Origin of the sequence: Alkalilimnicola ehrlichii MLHE-1 (genome assembly GCF_000014785.1) — a bacterium.
GTDB classification, from domain to species: Bacteria; Pseudomonadota; Gammaproteobacteria; order Nitrococcales; family Halorhodospiraceae; genus Alkalilimnicola; species Alkalilimnicola ehrlichii.
Window position 1 is genome coordinate 3,070,228 of the sequence record NC_008340.1, and the last position, 20,777, is coordinate 3,091,004.

Consider the following 20,777-nt stretch of genomic DNA (forward strand, 5'->3'; position numbering starts at 1 on the left):
GGAGATTTGTTAGATAAACCTGATCCGGTGGCCCGGTGCTTCCGGACAGCCCGCCGGGCGGCGGATAACCCGCTCCCACCTGCCGCCCGACAGCCCTATTCACCCGGAGGGCTGAGTCATGCAAACACCACGAGTTTTGTTATTTTCAGTGCTGTTTGTCCTTTTGCTGATGGGTTGCGGGAATGAACAATCGGCGGACGACGACGCGGCACCGCTCGCCTCCAATAGGCCCGCATTGGAGGCGAGCGCGGTTGCCGATCTGTTGGTGCAGAACTTCCATGATCAGACCGCGATTTTCGAGGAGATTGGTGATCGCATCCTGGCCATTGACGGGCAAGCCGCCGCCGAAGAGGTAGGCCGGCTCCTCGAGGGAGCCTACACGGACCGGGCGATTGCCGGGATTGAGGACATGGTCCAGTGGGCGGAAGAGTACCTGGTACCTCTCGATGCGGCGGAGCGTGCGGTACTCGCCGAGGAACTGGATGCGATCTTCGCGGCGGATGGCCGCCTAAAGGAAGCCGGGATGAGATTGGATCGGGCCACAGAGCGCGTTGACGGGAGTATCAACGCGCTGTTCCTGGCCAACCCGGGGCAGGCGCAAACGGTGCTCAATGGCGTGATCGCCTTTGGGGAAAACCTGGAGGCCTTCATGAACGATGAGCGGTGGCTGGCTCTGGACCGTCTTCTGGCACCGGAGCCGGCTCCCGAGGACGCAGCCCGCGGGTCGGCCGGGCAGATCGGTTCGCCTACCTGGTGTGAACGGATGGCCAACACGCCGCAGTCCCAATGGACGATGAACGACGCCTTTGCGTTCGCGAACCATTGCACGGGCGGTTGAGCGCGGGCGGGTATCCGCAGGCCAGCCGGCCCCGCTCGGCTCGGCTGGTGTCACGGGCATGCCGGGCCATCCGTCCGATCTGAATGGGTCGGCACGGGCCCCTTTATCTGTGCAATCGGATATGCCAACATAGTGATATCAGGATACGCGCACAATATTAGGAGACGAGCAACATGCACCGCAGAAACCCAACCCTCAAGGCAGCCGCGATCAGCGCTTTCATCGGCACGGCGGCCTTGACGTCACCCGCGCTCCACGCCGACCCCTTCGACGGCTTCTTCGCACCAGGGGACAACGGGGAGGCCTCCATCGCGCCGGTTGAGTCCTTATTCCTGACGATCTACGAGGCTGCCGACGGCACCAGCGAGGGCTACGCCCGAGCTCTGACGGAAGCGATCAACTATCGCGTGGCCGCCATGCAGATCTTCGGCGACGACTGGTTCAAGATTGACAGGGCACTGCGCAACGACTTCCTGGAGGTGTTCCCATCGGCCATACAGGACTACCTGGAATCGCTGGCGATCACCGATTTTCACATTGAGTCCATCACGCCAACCGAGAGGGACACTGAGTTCGATGCCTCGGGCGAACTGGTGACGGACGCAACGCAAGACCCACTGCCGGTAACCTGGACCGTCAGGGTTCGCGGCCCGGAGGCCCGGATCATCCGGGCAGAAACCGCTGACGCAACCCTACTGCTACCTGAGCATGCACGTCAGCAGGTTGCCGACAATCCGACGGATCTTGAAGATATCATGGGTGGCCTGGGTTACTGACGCGCATTGCCCCCGATACCGACCCGACTTACCGACTTACCGCAGGCGGGGCGCCAGCCCCGCCACGGCGGCCTCAGAGCCTCTCCAATGCCAGGGCGATCCCCTGACCTCCGCCAATACACAAGGTCACGATGCCGCGATGCCCCCCATCACGATGCATGGCGTGCAGGAGTCGGGTCGTGAGTACCGCACCGGTGGCGCCAATGGGGTGTCCATGGGCGATGGCGCCCCCCTCGACATTAACCACATCCTCGCTGAGCCCCAGCTCTCGCAGGCAGGCCAGGGCAATGGCGGCAAAGGCCTCGTTAATCTCCACCCGATCCACGTCCCCAATCGCCCAGCCGGCCCGATCCAGGGCCTGTCTGACCGCAGGCACCGGGCCGATGCCGAAATAACCCGGCTCCACCGCGCCGACGCCAAAGGCCACCAACCGGGCCATCGGCACGACGCCCGCGGCCTCGGCCCAGGCCCGATCAGCGACCACCATCGCGGCCGCTCCGCTGTTGAGGCCGGGGGCGTTGCCGGCCGTGATAGTCCCCCCTTCGCGGAAGGCCGGTTTCATGCGCGCGAGCGATTCGGCGGTTACATCACCCCGGTTGTGCTCATCCCGCTCGAACGGTACAACGCCCTTGCGGGCATTGACCTCCACGGGGGTGATTTCCCCGTCGAAACGACCCGCCGCCTGGGCCTCGGAAAACCGCTGTTGCGAGCGGGCCGCCCAGCGATCCTGATCCTCCCGGGAGACACCGTAGCGACTGACCAGATCCTCGGTGTGCCAACCGGAATGCTTGCCGCTGAACGCATCATTCAATCCGTCCGTCAGCATGCTGTCGAACAGCTTCGCGTCGCCCATCCGGGCACCCCAGCGACCCTGCGGCATCAGATAGGGCGCCATGTCCATGTTCTCCATGCCCCCGGCGATGGCACAGTCCGTCATGCCGCTCCAGATCTCCATGGCGGCACTGGCGATGGCCTGAGCCCCGGAGCCGCAGACGCGGTTCACCGTGAGTGCCGGCACCTCCACCGGGAGACCTGCGTGTATGCCCACCTGCCGGGCCGGATTCATCCGGTTGCCGGCCTGGATAACGTTGCCCATCACCACGGACTGGACTTTTTCCGGCGCCAAACCGGTCCGGGAGAGGACGCTCCGCACGGCACAGGCCCCGAGCTCTGTGGCAGGCGTGTTCTTGAGCGTGCCCCCGTAGGTGCCGATCGCGGTACGGACGGGGGCGCAGAGCACAACCTCGCGCTGAGTCATAGCCATTTACCTCGCTAGTGAAAACCGCACAAGAATAGGGTAATCGCACGATACCGCCAGCGCGCCCGAAACGACGTAAATCCGCGGTTCCGGGAAGCGCTTACCACCGGCCCTCAAACCGTTTACCAAGCCTGGTCAGCTCGCGGAAGTGGGACGCGCCGGCACCAAGAGCACGAGCTGGTGGCTATTACGGCAGACCGCCTCGGCGGTGCTCCCCAGCAGGAGTTCAGTTAACGGGTTGTGGCCGCGCCGCCCGAGCACCACCAAGTCCGCCTGCTGTTCCCTGGCCACCTGGCTGATCACCTGGCTGGGCTTGCCACGCCCTACCAATACCGTCTGGAAGGTGTCCGCGCCTGCTTGATCGAGAAGGCCCCGGATATGCTGCTCGATCCGTACCCGTTCGCCATCCTCATCCTTGCGATCATCCCACCGGCCGACGGAGACCACGACCCCCCGACCACAATGGGGCAGCAGCTTGAGAAAGGCCGCCTCGGCGCCGGAGGCCGCCTCGGAGCCATCGGTGGCCAGTAGCGGCCGGCAGATACCGCCCGAAGGCAGGGACGCCTCGCCATTGATCGGCACCAGCAACAGAGGCCGGTCGGCCAGACGCGCAAGGTTCAGCACCGTATTGCCAAGGAGCAGTTCGTGGACAAAACCGTGCCCCTGGCTGCCGGCCAGGATGGTGCCCGCCTGGCAGGCCTCGGCGGCGGCGATCAGCTCCTGGGCCACGGCGCCGACCCGGATCGTCCAGTCCACGTCCAGCCCGGTGGCCTGTTTCAGTGCCTTCGCCGCCTCGGCCAGCTTTTCCTCGTAATAGGCCCGATGACCCAGCTCCGGGGCCTGGGTATACCCCTCGGCCATCACGTAGGCCAGGGTCACGCGCCGGCAGCCCAGCGCCGGCAGGCGGGCCAGTTGGGCCTCCAGTTGCGACCAGGCCGGTGAGAAGTCGATGGCGGCCAGTATATGCTTCAGCATGTCCTTTCTCCGTTGGCTGAATCGCCAGAATCATTGCCCTTCGGTTTTCGTGTGCCCCGCGGGGCGCCAGGGGCTGACGGCGCCCTCCACCACCAGGCGTTTCCAGCGCCAGAACCCTTCCACATCCACCCGGTAGGGGCCTTCGGAGAGCGCCCGGGCCAGGTAGACGGTGACGCCCTCCAGCGACAGGGCCTGGTAGTCCTCGCGGGCCTCCGGCACCCGGACCTCGGCCCGGGGCACGGCTGCGTGGCCGCCGCAGCAGCCATGTTGGGGGGCGGCACGCACAGTCAGTACGCCCCCCTGGGCCAGCACCCATGCCCGCGCCGCCGGGGTCAGGATGACCGGGGTCATGCCTTGCCCGAGGCGGGGGCCAGCCCCGGCTGCGTCTCTTCCGGGAACCAGTGCTTGGTTTTATTGGCGATGCGGACCAGCGCCAGCATCAGCGGTACCTCCACCAGCACGCCCACCACGGTGGCCAGCGCCGCCCCCGATTGCAGGCCGAACAGGGCGATGGCCGCGGCCACGGCCAGCTCGAAGAAGTTGCTGGCGCCAATCATGGCCCCGGGTGCCGCCACCGAGTGCTGCACCTTCCACGCCTTCGCCCAACGATAGGCAATGAAGAAGATCAGGAAGGTCTGGATGATCAGCGGGATCGCGATCAACAGAATGTGCAGCGGGTTGTTCAGGATCACCTCGCCTTGGAAGGCGAACAGCAGGATCAGGGTGAGGATCAGCCCGATGGGCGTCACCGGCGCCAGGCGCTTCATGAAGACGTTGTCGAACCACTCCACGCCCTTGTGTTTGATGAGCATCACGCGGGTCAGGTAGCCGGCAGCCAGCGGGATGACGATGTACAGGAACACCGACAACGCCACGGTATCCCACGGCACCTGGATGTCAGAGATGCCCAGCAGCAGCACCACGATGGGGGCAAAGGCGAACAGCATGATCAGGTCGTTCACCGAGACCTGCACCAGGGTGTAGGCGGCATCGCCCCGGGTGAGGTAGCTCCAGACGAAGACCATGGCGGTGCAGGGGGCCGCGCCCAGCAGGATGGCCCCGGCCAGGTACTCCCGGGCCAGGTCCTCCGGGATGAAGGGCTGGAAGACCACCATCAGGAAGAACCAGGCGATGGCGAACATGGTGAAAGGCTTGATCAGCCAGTTCACAGTGGTGGTGATCACCAGCCCCTTGGGCTGCCGGCGCACACCGAGGATGGCACCGAAGTCGATCTGCACCATCATCGGGTAGATCATGGCCCAGATCAGGATGGCGACGGGGATGGAGACCTGGGCGTACTCGAAGCGTGCAAGGGTATCCGGCACCACCGGCAGAAACTGCCCCAGCAGCACGCCGGCGATCATGCCCAGCGCCACCCAAAGGGTGAGGTAGCGCTCGAACAAGCCCATACCCTCCTTGGTGGAGGGGGTGTCATTGGCGGCGGTCGGCTGCGAATCACTCATGAGTAGTCTTCGCTCCAGGGTTCAATAATCAGTCGGCTGTGATGTTCGCTCACGATCTCGCGCAGCCAGCGGGCCTCCTGCGCCTGGCGGGCGCGCAGCACCGGGTCGGTCACCGCCAGCGGGGTCAGCGACTGGTTGACAATCCAGGCCGCCGGCTCGATCTCCGCCCGGCGCAGGTCCGCCTGCAGAGCTGCCGCCTCGTGCACGGGCGTGGCCTCCGGCAGGGTGCAGATCAACATGTGGGTGTAGTGGGGGTCACGCAGCCGGGGCAGCAACTGCTCCACCTCCGGCGCCACCTCCTGGCTCTGCCGGCCCAGCTCGCGGTGATAGGCCTGGGCGGCATCCAGCAGCAGGATGGTGTGGCCGGTGGGGGCGGTGTCCAGCACCACGATCTCGTCCTCGGCCCGGGCCACGGTACGGGCGAAGGCCTGGAAGACGGCGATCTCCTCGGTACAGGGCGAACGCAGGTCCTCCTCCAGCAGCTTGCGCCCCTCCTCGTCCATGTCGGCGCCGGCGGTGGCCATGACGTGCTCGCGGTAGCGCTCGGTCTCGGCCTTGGGGTCCACCCGGCCGACCGTCAGCCCGGTGGGCAGCTCGCCGCCCACGGCAGCGGCCACGTGGGCCGCCGGGTCGGTGGTGGTCAGGTGAACACTGTGCCCGCGGGAGGCGAGCGCCACGGCGATCCGGGCCGCCAGGGTAGTCTTGCCCACCCCGCCCTTGCCCAGGGTCATGACCGCACCGCGGCCGTCGCGCTCCAGGCTGTCAATGAGTTGCTCGAAGGACTCGCCCTCGGGTGCGTCCTCCGCCGGCTGTTCGGGAATGTCGGGGGCCTGCTCGCCCAGCAGGATGCGCAGGCCGTCCAGGCCCATGGGCGCGTGCGCCCGCAGTGGCCGCTCGCTGCGCGGCAGCTCCGCCAGCCCGGCGGGCATGGCCTCGAGGGCGCGCTGGCCCCGCGCCTCCAGGGCCCGGGCCACCGGGTCGTCGGCGTCGGTGGCGCGAAAGACGCCGTTGACCACCAGATGCTGGTTTTTCACACCGAGGTCGCGCAGTTCTTCGCTGGTGCGGGCGGCCTCGTCCAGCGCGGCCCCCTCCGGCCGGCTGACCAGCACCAGGGTGGTGCGGTCGGCCTCCGCCAGCGCCTCCACCGCGCCGGCATAGACGTCCTTCTGGGCGGACAGCCCTTCCAGCGGGCCCAGGCAGGAGGTGCCGGAGGTGTTGGTCTCGATGTACCCGCTCCAAGCGCTGGGCAGGGAGAGCAGCCGCAGGGTGTGACCGGTGGGGGCGGTGTCGAACACCAGGTGGTCGTAGCCCTCGGCGGCGCGGGGGTCGCCCAGCAGGCCGGCGAAGGCGTCGAAGGCGGCGATCTCGACGGTGCAGGCACCAGAAAGCTGCTCTTCCATGCTCCGCACGATGGCGTCCGGGAGCTGACCACGGTAAGGACCGACGACGCGCTCGCGGTACTCCTCGGCAGCCTTTTCCGGATCGATGTTGAGTGCATGGAGGTTGTCCACGCCATTGACCGGGCGCGGAGTACCGGTCAGGTCGGTCTCCAGCACCTCGTCGATGTTGGAGGCCGGGTCGGTGGAGACCAGCAGGACACGCTTGCCCCGCTCCGCTAGGGCCAGCGCCGTGGCGCAGGCGAGGGAGGTCTTACCGACACCGCCCTTTCCGGTGAAAAAGAGATTGCGCGTGGCGTTTTCCAGAAATTGCATGGCCTGCCTTTGACGTTGATGGTTGATGGCGGATGGTTGAACCGATGGGCCCAGAGGTGCCTTTAGCGGTCGAATGCACGCCGGCTTCCATCAGGGGCTGTCATGCTGTCAACAGCAGCCGGAGCCCGGTGACTGATCGTTGCCACCACAGCCGCCAGCGGACTCGGTGTCAGCCGATTCGGCCTTGATGCCAACCCAGGCGGCCAGCGCCTGGCGATCCGGGTAGCTGCCCTGGCTCATCACCTCGCCGTCCACCAGGAAGACCGGCAGGGCGTCCTCGCCCCGGCGCTGGAGGATGTCCTTAACGGTCGCGTTCTCGACGAAGGCGCCGGGTTGTTGCGAGAGGTTGTAGCGGATGACGGACACCCCCTGTTTTTTCACCCAGTCCAGGTCGGCGGCCAGCTTCGAGAGCTTGGGATCGACACTCGGGCCACAGACACCCGTGGAACAGCACTGCGGCGGGTCGAAAACAGTCAGTTCGGTCATGTCAAAACACCTCTGCTACGAATGGATAAAACGCGAACCGCGACGCGCGCCTGACGACGCCCGCTCCGGGCGGTTCACTTCAGCGCGGCCACCAGATCAGCAACACGGCGCTTGATGTCATCCCGCACCGTCCGGAACTCCGCCATGATCTCATCCTCGGTGCCCCGGGCCTTCGCCGGATCGGGCAATGGCCAGTGGTGCTTCTCGATACCCACGGGCACCACCGGGCAGTGCTCGTCGGCATGCCCGCAGACGGTCACCAGCACGTCGGCCCGGGCCAGCATCTCGTCGGTCAGGCGCGTGGAGGCCTGCTCGGCGATATCCACGCCGTCTTCGGCCATGACCGCGATGGCGCGCGGATTCTTGCCGTGGGCCTCGATGCCGGCGGACAGCACCTCCAGGTCGTCGTCTGCCATCGCGCGGGCATAGCCCTCGGCCATTTGCGAACGACAGGAGTTGCCGGTACAGAGAAACAGCAGGGTCTTACGCTCGGGCATGGTTGACCTCGAAGTTTGTCATGAAAGCGATGGCCGGTTGGGCATCCCGCCGAGACGCTGTTGCGCCGCCTTCCAAGGCACGCCGGTGCCCTCGCCGACGGCCTCGATAACCCGACGCACCCAGTCCGGCAGGCCATCCGCCAACCGATAATGGACCCACTGTCCCCGCCGCTCATCGGTCACCAGCCCGGCATCGCGCAATTGCGCCAGATGGCGCGAGATCTTGGGCTGGGAGACCTCCAGCGCATGGGTCAGCTCACAGACGCACAACCGGCCCTCCGCGCGCAGTAGCAGCACGCTGCGCAGCCGGGTGGAATCCGACAGGAGGCGGAACAGTTTTTCAGGGGCTATGCTCATGGGCATGAATATACGCATCTCCATATATCTGGTCAAGCGGATGGCACCCCCTTCATGGGGCGCTTCACCATCCAGGCCACGATGCCAAAATACCCTGGTGAGCTTGACCCTGCCAGTAACGGAGCCCCTATGAAAACACTGATCTTTGTCGGCACGTCCCGTCAGAGCACCCCACCCAGGCCGCCCCGGCTGGGTCTGCGGGTCGCCAGGGCCTGCCTGGCCTACTTCAATGAATGGCTTCCGGACCATCAGGTAGAGCTGGTCGACCCGCTGGACCTGACATTCGGTGCCGTGTTCAAGCCGCACTTCGCCTATGCGAGCCAGCAGGCCCCGGATCAGCTCCGCGCCCTCGCGGAACAGATCGAGGCGGCCGACAGCTATGTCATGGTCAGTCCGGAATACAATCACTCCATGAGCCCGGTACTCGCCCACCTGCTGAACCATTTCGGGAGTTCGCTCTTCTCCTACAAACCCAGCGCGATCGTCACCTACTCCGCCGGACAATGGGGCGGGGCCCGGGCCGCGGTGGCGATGCGGACATTTCTCTCCGAGTTGGGCTGTCTCCCGGTCTCCGCAATGATCCACATCCCCAAGGCGCAGACGGTGCTGGCCGAGGACGGCTCATTTCTAGAAGGGGCCGACGACGAGGAATGGACGGGCTACATGGGCAGAACGCTGCAACAACTGAACTGGTGGGCGGCCGCCGCGCGGGCGCACCGGCAGCAGGCTGACCCGTTCGACCGGGCTCAAGCGTTCCAGCGCGACCCATCGCAACGGAACGCGCCGAAACCGCCGGAGTGACGCGGGGATTGACGGTCAGACCTGCCTGGATGCGGGTCTGGGCCCTCCCCGTGCAGTGCAGAACGCAGTCGCTTGAAAGGACAGGGAGGCCTGCCAACGGAGTGAAAATGAGCCACGCGATCAAGGTAGAAGGGTTGGTGCGAGACTTTGGCGGCACCCGCGCACTGGATGGTGTGAGCCTGAGCGTGCCGACCGGCCAGGTGCTGGGCCTGCTGGGACCGAACGGCGCCGGCAAGACCACCATTGTCCGGACCCTGGCCACGCTGTTGGCCCCCACGGCGGGACAGGCGTGGGTCGGCGGCTTCGACGTCGTCCGCGAGCCCGCCCGGGTGCGCGAGATCATCGGGCTGACCGGCCAGTATGCGTCGGTGGACGAGAAGCTGACCGGTCGCGAGAACCTGATCCTGGTCGGCCGCCTGCTGGGACTGAAACGCGCGGAGGCGAAGGCGCGTGCGGATGCGCTGCTCGCGGATTTCTCCCTGGAAGAGGCCGCCCGGCGACCCGCCCAGACCTATTCGGGCGGCATGCGCCGACGCCTGGACCTGGCCGCCAGCCTGGTCGGACGTCCCCGCATCCTGTTCCTGGACGAGCCCTCCACGGGGCTGGACCCGCGGGCACGGCGCGACCTGTGGCAGCGCATCCGCCAGCTACAGGCCGGCGGGACCACCGTGCTGCTGACCACCCAGTATCTCGAGGAGGCGGATGCCCTCGCCGACCTCATCGTGGTGCTGGACCAGGGCCGGGTGATCGCCGAAGGCACCTCCGCCCAGCTCAAGTCGCGGGTCGGTGCGCGCACCCTCTACGTGACCGTTTCCGACCCGGCCCTGGCCCCACGCACCGCGGAACGGGTGACCGCGGTCACGGGCGCGCAGGCGCAGGTGGACGGCGAACAGATCAGTGCACCGGTGCAGGACCCGGGGCTGCTGCCGGCGGTGTTGCGGGCCCTGGACCAGGCGGGCATCGAGGTCGCCGAGCTGGGCCTGCGCGGGGCGAGCCTGGACGACGTCTTCCTCGCCCTGACCGGCCACAGCGGCCAATCCGGGCCCAATGAAAATGCAGCGGAGGACGCTCCATGAGCGGTCTGCAGCAGACACTCACGCTGGCCTGGCGCAGCCTGGTGCAGGTGCGGCGCAACCCCTGGGAGCTGGGTGACTACAGCATCCAGCCGATCCTCTTCCTGGTGCTGTTTCTGTACGTCTTCGGCGGGGCGATCGCCGGCTCGCCGGACGACTACCTGGCATTCGTGCTGCCGGGGGTAATCGTGATGAACATGCTGTTCGTCACGGTCTATGTGGGCCATGGACTGAACACCGACCTGACCAAGGGCGTGTTTGACCGCTTCCGCGCCCTGCCGATCCCGCGTTGGGCGCCGCTGGCCGGCCGCATCCTCGCGGACGTGGTCAAGCAGGCGCTTTGCATCGCGCTGCTGCTGGTCGTGGGCTACCTGCTCGGATTCCGTCTGGCCACCTCCGTGGTGCACCTGCTGGGCATGATCCTGCTGGTGCTGGTCTTCGCCGTCGCCTTCTCCTGGGTGATGGTGCTGGTGGGCGTGATGGCGCGGGACCCAGAGCACGTGCAGTTGTTCGGCTTCACGGCGCTGTTCCCGGTGACCTTCGTCAGCTCCGCCTTCGTACCGGTGGAGACCATGCCCGAGTGGCTGCAGGGCTTCGTGTACGCCAACCCCGTATCCCTGCTCGCAGACGCCGCACGCGCATTGATGAACGGCGGTCCGGCCGCCGCCCCGGCGTCGTGGTCCCTGCTCTGGGCCCTGGGCATCGCGCTGGTGTTCGCGCCGCTATCCGTCTACGCCCTCAACCGTCGCCTGGCGCGTGGCTGACAGCGGCGCCGATGAACGCCGGGGCAAGAGGCAACTCGGGTCGAATGGGCACCAAGGCCCCCTCCCGCAGCGCGGTGATCCGGGGGTCGCCCGCCGGCCGCTATACGACGATCCAGCCGATCAGTAACCCGCCACCCAGCGCCATCAGGACAATCTGCGCCGACGCGAGCCCGCCGACGGTAAGCAGTCCGCCACCCAGCCGGTAGGCGGCAATACTCACGGGCCGCCCATCGCCCCCGGTCAGCGGCAGGCGTTCGACAACGGAAGCCAGCACCCGGGTCAGAACGATGGCGCAGAGCACCGATAACGCGAAGGCGCTGATGGCCAGCACTAGCAGCAACCGCGCAACACCGCCGGGATCGGCGCTCTGCAACACGACTACGCAGCCGGTCGCAGCGGCAAAATCCACTCCGATAAGCCACTTGCTCCAGTCCCGGAGGGAATCGATGGCGTGCTTCTGGCTGTCCTGGTCCATGGGCGACCCCCCGGGGCAGTAACCGGTGTGCGGGCTCCGTCAACAGGTCAGAGTATAGCTGGGAGCAACTAGGCGACGGCCCGACTGCTGAATGCTCGCCGCTGTCCTTGCGTCGCAAAGTGCTGCATGGGGACAACAAACTTGTCGCGGGGAGATAGGGGCGGCGCTGAAAGGAGGGTAACTACTTGAAAATACTGGTGGCTACGGGTGGACTCGAACCACCGACCCTCGCATTATGAGTGCGATGCTCTGACCAGCTGAGCTACGTAGCCACTTGAGCGGCGAATTCTCGCCCGCCGCCCTGCTGCTGTCAAGGCCCGGCCGGATTGGCGGAACCCGCCGACACCCTTGGCGCCTACCGCCACGGCGAGCATTAATAACCAATAACTTTCACCATGGAACCACCCAAGGAGTACCCCAGAGCAACCATGGCACGCTGCAGGTGGCGGCAGCTTACAATGACGAAAAAAGCCAGATTCATTATATCTTCCAGACCGACCAACCCAACTGGCATCACCAGTACTGGCGCTACGACGGCGGCGAATGGGTGCGCTATGGGTCCGGCGGTCCCATGCCCGCCCCCAGCGGCCTTTACGAAGACCGCATCTCCATACTTCTGGACGACGGATCGGTAGACGGTTTCGGCCGCTACGGCGGCTGGAAGACGGTCCACGAGGGCATGCGCACCCTGACCTCGGAGGTGGACAGCGACAGCGTTTCCTGCAGGAGCCGAGCGGCAGCCGCGGCACCATCCGCGCCGAGGGCGGTTACGTGGACGGCGATCTGGCGGACGCGGAACTGGAATGGACGGAACTAACCGTGTTCCACCCGGGCCAGATCACCTGGCAGTTTCTGCACAGCGAGGACCACCCGGGCATGGCGGCTCTGCCGCCTCGGAGTAACGGAGTGCCTGCCCTCGCGCCCTTCCCGGCGATACCTCACCCTTCACTTTCTGCACGTTTTCTTATAGGGTATCGCGCCTTCTTGCAGCGAACGACCTTGTAGAGCATGCCCATCCCCATGGAACACGTCAGTCCGCCCTAGCGGACAACTCGCTCTCTTCCGCCTCGCTGCGGCGGCATGGCCCTTACTCCTCACCGGGTAGCGTCATGTGCCGCCACCCCAAAGATCACCATCACCGGTGCGCGGTAATGCCGCGCTTGTCCAGCGCCTGCTCAGGGGCGCGTGGCGGCGCCGTCAGCACCCATCCCGCACCGGCCCGCGATCATTCACACGGAAGCGCTCATGAACTGGAAGAGACTGAAACAAGAGTGGTTCGGCAACATCCGCGGGGATGTGCTGGCCGGCATCATCGTGGCCCTGGCGCTGATTCCCGAGGCCATTGCCTTCTCCATCATCGCCGGCGTGGACCCGCAGGTGGGGCTGTACGCCTCCTTCTGTATCGCGGTGGTCATCGCTTTCACCGGCGCGCGGCCGGGGATGATCTCTGCGGCCACCGCCGCCATGGCGCTGCTGATGATCACCCTGGTGGCGGACCACGGCCTGGAGTACCTGCTGGCCGCCACGCTACTCACTGGCGTGCTGCAGGTCATCGCCGGCTACCTGCAGGTCGGCCGGGTGATGCGCTTTATCTCCAACTCGGTGATGACCGGCTTCGTCAACGCCCTGGCCATCCTGATCTTCATGGCGCAGATCCCGGAGTTGGTGGACGTGCCCTGGCTGGTCTACCCCATGGTGGCCGGCGGGCTGGCCATTATCTACCTGCTGCCCTACCTCACCCGTGCCATCCCCTCGCCGCTGGTCACCATTGTGGTGCTTACCCTGCTGGCCTGGGCGCTGGGCATGAACGTGCCCACGGTGGGGGATATGGGCGACTTGCCCGATACCCTGCCGGTGTTCCTGTGGCCGGACGTGCCGCTCAACCTGGAGACCCTCTGGATCATTCTGCCCTACTCGCTGGCACTGACAGTGGTCGGGCTACTGGAGTCCATGATGACCCAGAGCATCGTGGACGACCTGACCGACAGCAAGACCGACCGCAACCGCGAGTGCCGCGGCCAAGGCATCTCCAACCTGGTGGCCGGCAGCTTCGGCGGCATGGCCGGCTGCGCCATGATCGGGCAGTCCATCATCAACGTGAAATCGGGCGGTCGCGGCCGGCTGTCCTCCCTGGTGGCCGGGCTGGTGCTGATCGTGCTGGTGGTCTTCCTCTCGCCCCTGCTCAAGATGATCCCCATGGCGGCGCTGGTGGCGGTGATGATCATGGTGGCCATCGGCACCTTCAGCTGGGGCTCCATCCGCGACCTGCGCAAAAACCCCATGAGCACCAACATCGTCATGGTCAGCACCGTGGCGGTCACGGTCATCACCCACAACCTGGCCATCGGGGTGCTCACCGGGGTGCTGTTGGCGGGGCTGTTCTTCGCCAACAAGGTCAGCCAGTTCATGCACGTCAGCTCCGACGTGGACGAGCACCCGGACGACCAGACCCTGCAGCGCACCTACCGCGTCGTGGGCCAGGTCTTCTTCGCCTCCACCGAAAAGTTCATGAACACCTTTGATTTCGGCGAGGATCTGGATAAGGTGACCATTGATCTCACCCGCGCCCACTTCTGGGATATCAGTTCCGTGGCGGCGCTGGACCGGGTGGTCATCAACTTCCGCCGTGAGGGCACCGAGGTAGAGATCGTGGGCATGAACGAGGCCACGGCCACCATCGTCGACCGCCATGCCGTGCACGACAAGCCGGACGCCATTGACCGGCTGATGGGCCATTGAACCGCGAGCCACACACCGACCAAGGAGCGACAACGCCATGACTGAAAAGGTATTCGCCTGTGTGGACGGCTCGCGCTCGTCCGAGTCCGTCTGTGACCACGCCGCCTGGGCCTGCCAGCGCCTGGGCGCCCCGCTGACCCTGCTGCATGTCATCCGCAATCCCCACGGGGAACGCGAGCCCGACTACAGCGGCAACCTGAGCCTGGGCAACCGGGAAGAACTGCTCCAGGAGTTGGTGGAGTTGGAGGAGAAGCGCGGCAAGCTGGCCCGGGAGCAGGGCAAGGCGGTGCTGGCCGACGCCATCGCGCGGGTCGAGGCGGCCGGGGTGGAAAACCCGGGCCGTCTGCTGCGCAACGGGGACATCACCGAGGCGTTGGCCGCTTTGGAGGAGGACATGCGCCTGCTGGTGCTGGGCAAGCAGGGCAAGGATGGCGACGTGGTCACCCGGCATATCGGCAGCCACCTGGAGAACATCATCCGCACCCTGCACAAGCCCATGCTGGTGGTGCCGCTGCAATTCCGCACCCCGGAGCGCTTCCTGATCGCCTATGACGGCAGCCCCACGGCCGACAAGGTGGTGGACCGACTGGCCCGAAGCAGCCTGCTGGACGGGCTGGAGGCCCATATCCTGATGGTGGGTGCGGAGACCGACGCCAACCGCGAGAAACTGGAGGCGCCCCGGGCCCGGCTGCAGAAAGAGGGCTTCCAGGTGACCACGGCGGTGAAATCGGGCGAGGTGAACGAGGTGGTCTGTGACTATCGCGAGGCCAACGACATCCACCTAATGGCGATGGGTGCTTACGGCCACTCGCGGCTGCGCCAGTTCTTCGTGGGCAGCACCACCACCCACATGATCATGCGCTCGCCGATCCCGCTGTTGATACTGCGCTGAGCCCGGTAACCCCGGGTGTCATAAAATAAGTGGCACCCGGGCCCGTTTAACGCGTGCTTCATCGCAGTGGCAGGCGCCGGAACAACCGTTAATCGCCGTCGTCACCGCCATCACCTTCACCCGTTGATTGCGCGGCCTCCAGCCTTTTCACCCGGCGAAACAGGTCGTCCAGTTGGGTAAAGCGGACGCTGTTGCGGCGCCACTCCCGCACCGGCTTCGCCGGCAGCGGGGAGGCGTAAGCACCGGGCTGCTTGATCGAACCCGTAACCCCGGTCATGCCCATCAGAATAACGCCATCAGCAATGCTGATATGGCCGGTGATGGCCGAGGAACCCCCGATCATGCAGTCACAGCCGATGGTGGTACTGCCAGCCACCACGGTATTGCCGGCGATAATGGTGCGCGCCCCAACACGCACGTTGTGGCCAATGTGCACCTGGTTATCCAGCTTCACCCCCTCTTCAAGGACCGTGTCGTCGATCGCACCACGATCCACCGTGGTGTTGGCGCCTAAGTCCACGTCATCGCCCAGGATCACACGCCCGAGTTGGGGCACCTTGCGCCAGCCCGCCTTACCCGGCCCCTTGGCGAAACCGAAGCCGTCGGCACCCACCACCACCCCCGGATGCAGGATGACCCGGCACCCCACCACACAGCGATCCGCGACCGTAACCCGGCCCATCAGGTGGCTGTCCTCACCGATCTCCACCCCGGTCCCCACGTGGCAGCCCGGCCCCACGATCGTACGTGCGCCGAGACGAGCCCCCGCTTCCACCACCGCGTGCGGGCCGACAGAGACAGCCTCACCCAAGGTCACGCCCTCCGCCACGACGGCCGTGGGATGCACGCCGGCAGGTGGCCGTTCCGCCGGATGCAAACGCGTGGCGACCGCGGCGTAAGCGTAGTAGGGATCATCCACCACCAATGCGGTGGTGGGACATTCCGCGACATGTTCCGCGCGGACAATGACCGCGCCGGCACCGGTGGCACGCAGATCCTCCAAGTAGTTCGCGTTGCTGCAAAAGCCGATGGCGTCCGGACCGGCATCGCACAATGTGGCGACCCGACGGATGACCCTTGTGGGCTTCCCCACCAGCTCAGCACCCAGCCCTTCCGCCAACTCGCTTACCGTTACCGTCTCTGTCATCTACCCGCTCCCACCTGATTCAACAACACTGCCGCCATGGCGACCGGACGGGGCTGCCACGCCGCAATAGGGTATCACCGAGCCGGGGGCCGGGGCTTGCTGCGCCGTAGCAAGGCGCTGAGCCAGGGCCCGGCTGCACAACTGTCACGGTTATTTCGCGACTCGCCGTCATGGTTATTGCCCGTCATATGGCGCGGAGGCCGCCCCGCATGGCCCATCTCGGCCTCGGCCCTGGCTGGTCACGATCTTGCATCCGGATAGGCCGGAAGAGCCAACGCAGGACCATCGCCATGACCCAACGACAACCCCCCGGCCCGCTGACACTGCTCCTAGTGGACGACCACGCCGTGGTGCGCGCCGGGTATCGCCGACTCCTGGAGCAGGCCAGTCGCTGCTGGCAGGTCACCGAGGCGGACAGCGGTGAGTCGGCCTACCGGGCGTGCGCACGGGAGCGCTTCGACGTTGTGGTCATGGACATCTCACTGCCGGGCATTAGCGGCCTTGAGACCCTCGCGCGGCTGCAACGCCGGGCACCGGAGATCAGAGTGCTGATCTTCAGCATGCATGAGGAACCCGTGTTTGCCGAACAAGCCCTATCGGGCGGTGCCGCCGGCTACATCACCAAGTCCAGCGCCCCCGAGGTGCTGGTGGAAGCGGTCCAGCGGATCGCTGCGGGCGGACACTACCTGGGGCCGGATGTGCGGTGTCGGCACGGCGATGCCGACACCGCCGGCCTGCAATCGCTCTCGGCGCGGGAGTTTGAGATCTTCCGACTGCTGGCCGAAGGGTGTGGCTCCGCCGAGATCGCCCGGCTGCTGAACATCAGCTACAAGACCGTGGCCAACTACGGCAGCGGCATTCGTGAGAAGCTGGCGCTGAACAACGTCGCGGAGATGACCCGGCTGGCGATCCGCGCCGGTGTGATCAAGGCTTGAACCGTGCCCCTGCGCCTGCGCCTCAGCCTGCTCATCACCCTGCTCACCGCTGCCTTCCTGCTGGCCGGGGTCTTCCTGGTGGTGAATGCAGCCCGCCACGACGTCAGGGCCGAGCTGCACTCGGCCACCAGCCTCACCGCTGAGTTGCTCCAAGCCTCCATTGAGGCGATGGGCGAAAAGCTGAACCGGTCCGAGGTCCGCGACGCGATGATCAGCGGGCTGACTCAGCTCGGGGGGCACCGGCATATCGAAATCACGGCCTGGCACGGCGATAACCGGGCCGCCGCCCGCGCTGCCATGCCGCCGGCACGCACCGCCGGCGCGCCGGACTGGTTCATTCGGCTCGTCACGCCTGAGATGCAGGTACTTTATCGGGAGGTCTCGCTGGGCCGGCCAGACCTGGGGGGCGTGATCATCCGGGCCGAGCCGGCGGACGAGATCACCGAGGCGTGGGGCAGCACCCGCACCCTGCTGCTGTTGCTGCTCACCTTCGCAGTGGCCGCCAACGCCCTGATGTACTGGCTGCTGGGACGGGCACTGCGCCCGTTGGGCCACATCCTCAAGGGCCTGGACGCACTCCAACGAGGTCGCCTGGAATCGCGACTGCCACGATTCCGTGTCCACGAATTCGACCGGGTCTCCCGCCATTTCAACAGCATGGCCGATTCGTTGGCGACCAGCCACCAGCGCATCCAGCGACTGAACCGTCGACTGTTCGACGTGCAGGAGGCAGAGCGGCACACCCTCGCCCGGGAGCTGCATGATGAGCTGGGTCAGTGCCTGGTCGCCATCCGCGCCGACGCCATGATCATCGCCAATGCCCCGGACGCGCCCCCTGCCAACGTCCGTGCCAGCGCCGACGCCATCCGGCAGACCGCTGGCCACGTCTACCAGTTGACCCGTCGGATTATGGGCCGGCTGCATCCGGCCGCGCTGGAACAGCTCGGGCTGGGGCCGGCGCTGCGCCAGATGGCGGGCGACTGGGCCCGCCGCCACCCCGATATCGCCGTGGCGATGGAGATCCAGGACACCCCCCGGGGACTCCCGCCATCCCAGGCGATTCACCTTTATCGGGTGGTACAGGAGGGCCTTACCAACGTCACAAAGCATGCCCATGCCAGGCGTGTCCGGCTGCGACTCCGCGATCGGGGCGAACACCTGTGGCTGGTAATTGGCGACGACGGCCACGGCCTCGGGACGCGGCGCGACGGTGACGGGATGGGCTTGATGGGTATGGCTGAGCGGATTCAGGGCCTGGGTGGCCGGCTGCGTTGCTTCAGCGGACCGGCGGGCGGCACCACGCTGGTGGCCGCGGTACCGCTGCCCACCGCCTCTGCCCCGGAGCCCGTCGCCAGACCCGGACAACGGCCCCATGCCGCCCCCTCAGAAACGCAGGGTCAGACCGCCGATGACGGTGCGTTCAGCACCAGGCCGCAGCCCGTCCTGCACGTCGCTGATGTATAGCTTGTCGGTCAGGTTCCGGCCCTGCAGCCACAAGGTGGCGTCCGCCCCGCTGACCTGGGTGTGATAGCTGGCCCGGGCCGAGAGCAGCGTGCGGCTGGGCACCTGCCCTGCGTCTTCAGCGATCTCAAGAGTGTTCTCGATATCGGAGAAGAAGTCCCCGAAGTGACTGACCGTGGCACTGACTTCCCAACCACTGAGGTGGTCCATGCCCAAGGTCAGGCTGCCGGCGTGGCGCGGGATCTCCGGCACCCGGTTGCCGTCCAGTGGTCCGGTGGTGAACTCGGCTTCCGTGTAGTTCCAGGCCACTTGGCCGAAGAAATTGTAATCGGAGCCGGTGAAGGGGGCGGAATCCACCCGCAGTTCCACGTCCAGGCCGTAGACGTCCGAATCCACCGCGTTGACGAACAGGGCGTCACCGAACTCATCCACGTCGTCGCGGATCAGGGTGTCCTCGATGCGGTTATAAAACACCGCGACGTCGTAGCTCACACCCTGGAGGCCACGGCTGCGGACACCCAACTGGCTGTTGAGACCCTTCTCCGGCACCAGGGGGAACTCATCGGAGCGGGCGGGTGCAGGAGCGTAGCCCCGGTGCACACCGGCGTAGAGGTCCGCCTGATCCAGGCCCTGGTAGAGCAGGCTGATACCGGGGAGGTAGAGCGTGTTCCACTCGCTTTCCGTTACCCCCTCGTCATCACTGCCCGGACGAAAGCGTGTGGACTTCTCCTGTCGGTAGCTCTCCACGCGCAGGCCTGGGGTAAGGGTCCAATCTCCCGCCTGCATGCGGTTCTGCAGGAACCCGGAGTACGCCTCGGCCTTGTAGGTGATCAGACGCCCGTCGCGGGTAAACCCGTCTTCTCCGGCAATCGCCCGCAGCCGTCCGCGATTGCCCTCGTCCAACCGCTCACCCGGACGCCCAACCGGACGACGGTCGTCAAAATCGTGCTGCTCGAACCTTAGCCCCCCCTCGACGGTGTGCGTAACCGCACCGGTCTGCATGCCCGTAAAGGCGGCCCGCGACTCGCCCCCGAAGACCTCGTAACGCCGGTCCCGCCCCTCCATCACTCGCTCGGCACGAGGGTCATCCGGGTTGCGGGACCGGAATCGGGGCCGATCCAGATCAGAATAAAAGACCTTGCTGGAGAAACTCAGCCGGTCACTGGCCTGGAAGGCATGGGTGAGGTCCCACTTCCAGTAGTTCACGGAGATGTTGTTGTCCTTGCGCCCCTCACCGAGCCGGCGCTTGCCGCGCGGATCGATGGCGAAGTCCTCGGGGGAGAGGTTGCTCTCATCGTAACCGTCGGAGCGCTCCCGAAAGTGGAGAATCGACGTCCGCAGATCGTGCCGGGCATTCACGTCCCAGTCGAAGCTGGCGTAGAAGTCGTCGAACTGGTGCTCCTCGGTATCAAACACCCCGTCCGAATTGGCCCCGGTATAGGCCAGCACCACGCCCACGTCGTCCACGGTACGCCGGTGCATCAGGTGGCGTTTGAAAGTGCCCTGATTACCCCCCGCCAGTTCCACCGTGGTCTCCGGCGTGGGCGTGGCCTGCTTGTTGCGGAAGTTGACGATGCCGTGGTTGTTCAGCGGCCCATGGATCAACTGCCCCGCGCCCTTCAATACCTCCACCCGCTCCAGGCGCTGCATGGGCGGCGTGTAGTGGGCACTGGGGTCCAAGTAGTTGCTGGCGCTGATCGGCGAACCATCCTCCAGCAGCAAGGTCTTGCGGGAGCGCCGGGGCGGCGCGCCACGCACGCCGATGCCGCTACGCAGGCCCAGGGCATCATCATCAATGGTCCTGACGCCGGCGACGAAATCAAAGGCATCGTGCAGGGTGAACGGCCGCAGCGCCTCGAAGTCGAGATCGGTGAGCACCGAGGCCGCGCCGGGCGTATCAGCCACCTCATCGAGCAGCAGCGCACGCACCTGCAACGGCTGCAGGGCGCGGACGGCGCCGGCGGTCTCGTCCTCAGCCAGGGCCGCGCCGGCGGCTGGCAACAGGCTCAGGCCGGCAGTCAGACAAATCAGGGAATGGGTCTTGCGGTCCATACGGGGTCTCCTCCTCTCACCCACGATTTCTGGTTTCGTATGGATTGAGTGTGCCCCCTGGAAGGCGCGCATGACA

General features: G+C 66.1%; 20 protein-coding genes, 1 tRNA gene and 1 pseudogene. 10 read left to right on the forward strand and 12 right to left on the reverse strand.

Features of this window, described 5'->3' with window-relative positions; genetic code table 11:
* The first annotated feature begins 118 nt into the window (after nucleotides 1-118).
* Entirely contained in the window at nucleotides 119-838 is a 720-nt protein-coding gene (locus MLG_RS13675) for a DUF3012 domain-containing protein (RefSeq protein WP_011630437.1), read from the forward strand.
* A gap of 173 nt (nucleotides 839-1,011) precedes the next feature.
* Nucleotides 1,012-1,614 (forward strand): hypothetical protein, encoded by a 603-nt coding sequence (locus MLG_RS13680; protein ID WP_011630438.1) that lies wholly within the window; start codon nucleotides 1,012-1,014, stop codon nucleotides 1,612-1,614.
* Between the two features lie 73 nt (nucleotides 1,615-1,687).
* On the opposite strand, the gene MLG_RS13685 is transcribed toward MLG_RS13680, so the two are convergent.
* From MLG_RS13685 to MLG_RS13720, 8 genes are all read right to left on the reverse strand, one after another.
* Nucleotides 1,688-2,872, reverse strand: a complete 1,185-nt coding sequence (locus MLG_RS13685; protein WP_011630439.1) for a thiolase family protein — start codon at nucleotides 2,870-2,872, stop codon at nucleotides 1,688-1,690.
* Nucleotides 2,873-3,007: 135 nt separating this feature from the next.
* On the reverse strand, nucleotides 3,008-3,847 hold the full coding sequence (locus MLG_RS13690) for a universal stress protein (protein ID WP_011630440.1): 840 nt from the start codon (nucleotides 3,845-3,847) through the stop codon (nucleotides 3,008-3,010).
* A 30-nt stretch (nucleotides 3,848-3,877) separates the two neighbouring features.
* Nucleotides 3,878-4,198, reverse strand: coding sequence for a CC/Se motif family (seleno)protein (locus MLG_RS13695; protein WP_011630441.1), 321 nt, complete (start codon nucleotides 4,196-4,198; stop codon nucleotides 3,878-3,880).
* The gene (gene arsB, locus MLG_RS13700; protein ID WP_011630442.1) at nucleotides 4,195-5,310 is read right to left on the reverse strand and encodes an ACR3 family arsenite efflux transporter; all 1,116 of its coding nucleotides are present in this window, start codon (nucleotides 5,308-5,310) and stop codon (nucleotides 4,195-4,197) included. The genes MLG_RS13695 and arsB overlap by 4 nt, the downstream gene beginning before the upstream one ends.
* The gene (arsA, locus tag MLG_RS13705) at nucleotides 5,307-7,022 is read right to left on the reverse strand and encodes an arsenical pump-driving ATPase (protein ID WP_011630443.1); all 1,716 of its coding nucleotides are present in this window, start codon (nucleotides 7,020-7,022) and stop codon (nucleotides 5,307-5,309) included. The genes arsB and arsA overlap by 4 nt, the downstream gene beginning before the upstream one ends.
* A gap of 108 nt (nucleotides 7,023-7,130) precedes the next feature.
* On the reverse strand, nucleotides 7,131-7,508 hold the full coding sequence (gene arsD, locus MLG_RS13710; protein ID WP_011630444.1) for an arsenite efflux transporter metallochaperone ArsD: 378 nt from the start codon (nucleotides 7,506-7,508) through the stop codon (nucleotides 7,131-7,133).
* Between the two features lie 74 nt (nucleotides 7,509-7,582).
* Nucleotides 7,583-8,005 (reverse strand): arsenate reductase (thioredoxin), encoded by a 423-nt coding sequence (gene arsC / locus MLG_RS13715; protein WP_011630445.1) that lies wholly within the window; start codon nucleotides 8,003-8,005, stop codon nucleotides 7,583-7,585.
* A gap of 18 nt (nucleotides 8,006-8,023) precedes the next feature.
* On the reverse strand, nucleotides 8,024-8,368 hold the full coding sequence (locus MLG_RS13720; RefSeq protein WP_011630446.1) for a metalloregulator ArsR/SmtB family transcription factor: 345 nt from the start codon (nucleotides 8,366-8,368) through the stop codon (nucleotides 8,024-8,026).
* A gap of 123 nt (nucleotides 8,369-8,491) precedes the next feature.
* On the opposite strand from MLG_RS13720, the gene MLG_RS13725 reads away from it, so the two are divergent.
* From MLG_RS13725 to MLG_RS13735, 3 genes are all read left to right on the forward strand, one after another.
* The gene (locus tag MLG_RS13725) at nucleotides 8,492-9,163 is read left to right on the forward strand and encodes an NADPH-dependent FMN reductase (RefSeq protein WP_011630447.1); all 672 of its coding nucleotides are present in this window, start codon (nucleotides 8,492-8,494) and stop codon (nucleotides 9,161-9,163) included.
* Between the two features lie 107 nt (nucleotides 9,164-9,270).
* Nucleotides 9,271-10,239 carry a daunorubicin resistance protein DrrA family ABC transporter ATP-binding protein gene (locus tag MLG_RS13730; protein WP_011630448.1) on the forward strand — a complete coding sequence of 323 codons (969 nt, stop codon included), beginning with the start codon at nucleotides 9,271-9,273 and terminating at the stop codon, nucleotides 10,237-10,239.
* Nucleotides 10,236-11,000 (forward strand): ABC transporter permease, encoded by a 765-nt coding sequence (locus tag MLG_RS13735; protein ID WP_011630449.1) that lies wholly within the window; start codon nucleotides 10,236-10,238, stop codon nucleotides 10,998-11,000. The genes MLG_RS13730 and MLG_RS13735 overlap by 4 nt, the downstream gene beginning before the upstream one ends.
* A 100-nt stretch (nucleotides 11,001-11,100) precedes the next feature.
* Here MLG_RS13735 and MLG_RS13740 read toward each other — a convergent pair whose 3' ends face one another.
* Entirely contained in the window at nucleotides 11,101-11,475 is a 375-nt protein-coding gene (locus MLG_RS13740; protein ID WP_011630450.1) for a hypothetical protein, read from the reverse strand.
* 195 nt (nucleotides 11,476-11,670) lie between these two features.
* Nucleotides 11,671-11,747, reverse strand: a tRNA-Met gene (locus MLG_RS13745).
* A gap of 158 nt (nucleotides 11,748-11,905) precedes the next feature.
* Between MLG_RS13745 and MLG_RS15790 the strand changes: the two are divergent.
* From MLG_RS15790 to MLG_RS13760, 3 genes and pseudogenes are all read left to right on the forward strand, one after another.
* Nucleotides 11,906-12,193: pseudogene (locus MLG_RS15790) on the forward strand (ethylbenzene dehydrogenase-related protein); the annotation flags it as partial.
* A gap of 527 nt (nucleotides 12,194-12,720) precedes the next feature.
* On the forward strand, nucleotides 12,721-14,214 hold the full coding sequence (locus MLG_RS13755) for a SulP family inorganic anion transporter (RefSeq protein ID WP_011630452.1): 1,494 nt from the start codon (nucleotides 12,721-12,723) through the stop codon (nucleotides 14,212-14,214).
* Between the two features lie 37 nt (nucleotides 14,215-14,251).
* Nucleotides 14,252-15,106 (forward strand): universal stress protein, encoded by an 855-nt coding sequence (locus MLG_RS13760; RefSeq protein WP_011630453.1) that lies wholly within the window; start codon nucleotides 14,252-14,254, stop codon nucleotides 15,104-15,106.
* An 88-nt stretch (nucleotides 15,107-15,194) separates the two neighbouring features.
* On the opposite strand, the gene lpxD is transcribed toward MLG_RS13760, so the two are convergent.
* The gene (lpxD, locus tag MLG_RS13765; protein WP_011630454.1) at nucleotides 15,195-16,253 is read right to left on the reverse strand and encodes a UDP-3-O-(3-hydroxymyristoyl)glucosamine N-acyltransferase; all 1,059 of its coding nucleotides are present in this window, start codon (nucleotides 16,251-16,253) and stop codon (nucleotides 15,195-15,197) included.
* A gap of 290 nt (nucleotides 16,254-16,543) precedes the next feature.
* Here lpxD and MLG_RS13770 point away from each other — a divergent pair, with 290 nt between their 5' ends.
* Both MLG_RS13770 and MLG_RS13775 read left to right on the forward strand, forming a co-directional pair.
* Nucleotides 16,544-17,188: a response regulator gene (locus MLG_RS13770; RefSeq protein ID WP_011630455.1), complete on the forward strand. Its 645-nt coding sequence runs from the start codon at nucleotides 16,544-16,546 to the stop codon at nucleotides 17,186-17,188.
* 3 nt (nucleotides 17,189-17,191) lie between these two features.
* Nucleotides 17,192-18,652 (forward strand): LapD/MoxY N-terminal periplasmic domain-containing protein, encoded by a 1,461-nt coding sequence (locus MLG_RS13775; protein WP_011630456.1) that lies wholly within the window; start codon nucleotides 17,192-17,194, stop codon nucleotides 18,650-18,652.
* Here MLG_RS13775 and MLG_RS13780 read toward each other — a convergent pair.
* On the reverse strand, nucleotides 18,572-20,701 hold the full coding sequence (locus MLG_RS13780; RefSeq protein WP_011630457.1) for a TonB-dependent receptor family protein: 2,130 nt from the start codon (nucleotides 20,699-20,701) through the stop codon (nucleotides 18,572-18,574). The genes MLG_RS13775 and MLG_RS13780 overlap by 81 nt on opposite strands.
* Nucleotides 20,702-20,777: the final 76 nt, after the last annotated feature.

Coding starts and splice junctions, on each gene's coding strand:
- MLG_RS13675 (WP_011630437.1), top strand. CDS start 119: ATGCAAACACCACGAGTTTTGTTATTTTCAGTGCTGTTTGTCCTTTTG.
- MLG_RS13680 (WP_011630438.1), top strand. CDS start 1,012: ATGCACCGCAGAAACCCAACCCTCAAGGCAGCCGCGATCAGCGCTTTC.
- MLG_RS13685 (WP_011630439.1), bottom strand. CDS start 2,872: ATGACTCAGCGCGAGGTTGTGCTCTGCGCCCCCGTCCGTACCGCGATC.
- MLG_RS13690 (WP_011630440.1), bottom strand. CDS start 3,847: ATGCTGAAGCATATACTGGCCGCCATCGACTTCTCACCGGCCTGGTCG.
- MLG_RS13695 (WP_011630441.1), bottom strand. CDS start 4,198: ATGACCCCGGTCATCCTGACCCCGGCGGCGCGGGCATGGGTGCTGGCC.
- arsB (WP_011630442.1), bottom strand. CDS start 5,310: ATGAGTGATTCGCAGCCGACCGCCGCCAATGACACCCCCTCCACCAAG.
- arsA (WP_011630443.1), bottom strand. CDS start 7,022: ATGCAATTTCTGGAAAACGCCACGCGCAATCTCTTTTTCACCGGAAAG.
- arsD (WP_011630444.1), bottom strand. CDS start 7,508: ATGACCGAACTGACTGTTTTCGACCCGCCGCAGTGCTGTTCCACGGGT.
- arsC (WP_011630445.1), bottom strand. CDS start 8,005: ATGCCCGAGCGTAAGACCCTGCTGTTTCTCTGTACCGGCAACTCCTGT.
- MLG_RS13720 (WP_011630446.1), bottom strand. CDS start 8,368: ATGCCCATGAGCATAGCCCCTGAAAAACTGTTCCGCCTCCTGTCGGAT.
- MLG_RS13725 (WP_011630447.1), top strand. CDS start 8,492: ATGAAAACACTGATCTTTGTCGGCACGTCCCGTCAGAGCACCCCACCC.
- MLG_RS13730 (WP_011630448.1), top strand. CDS start 9,271: ATGAGCCACGCGATCAAGGTAGAAGGGTTGGTGCGAGACTTTGGCGGC.
- MLG_RS13735 (WP_011630449.1), top strand. CDS start 10,236: ATGAGCGGTCTGCAGCAGACACTCACGCTGGCCTGGCGCAGCCTGGTG.
- MLG_RS13740 (WP_011630450.1), bottom strand. CDS start 11,475: ATGGACCAGGACAGCCAGAAGCACGCCATCGATTCCCTCCGGGACTGG.
- MLG_RS13755 (WP_011630452.1), top strand. CDS start 12,721: ATGAACTGGAAGAGACTGAAACAAGAGTGGTTCGGCAACATCCGCGGG.
- MLG_RS13760 (WP_011630453.1), top strand. CDS start 14,252: ATGACTGAAAAGGTATTCGCCTGTGTGGACGGCTCGCGCTCGTCCGAG.
- lpxD (WP_011630454.1), bottom strand. CDS start 16,253: ATGACAGAGACGGTAACGGTAAGCGAGTTGGCGGAAGGGCTGGGTGCT.
- MLG_RS13770 (WP_011630455.1), top strand. CDS start 16,544: ATGACCCAACGACAACCCCCCGGCCCGCTGACACTGCTCCTAGTGGAC.
- MLG_RS13780 (WP_011630457.1), bottom strand. CDS start 20,701: ATGGACCGCAAGACCCATTCCCTGATTTGTCTGACTGCCGGCCTGAGC.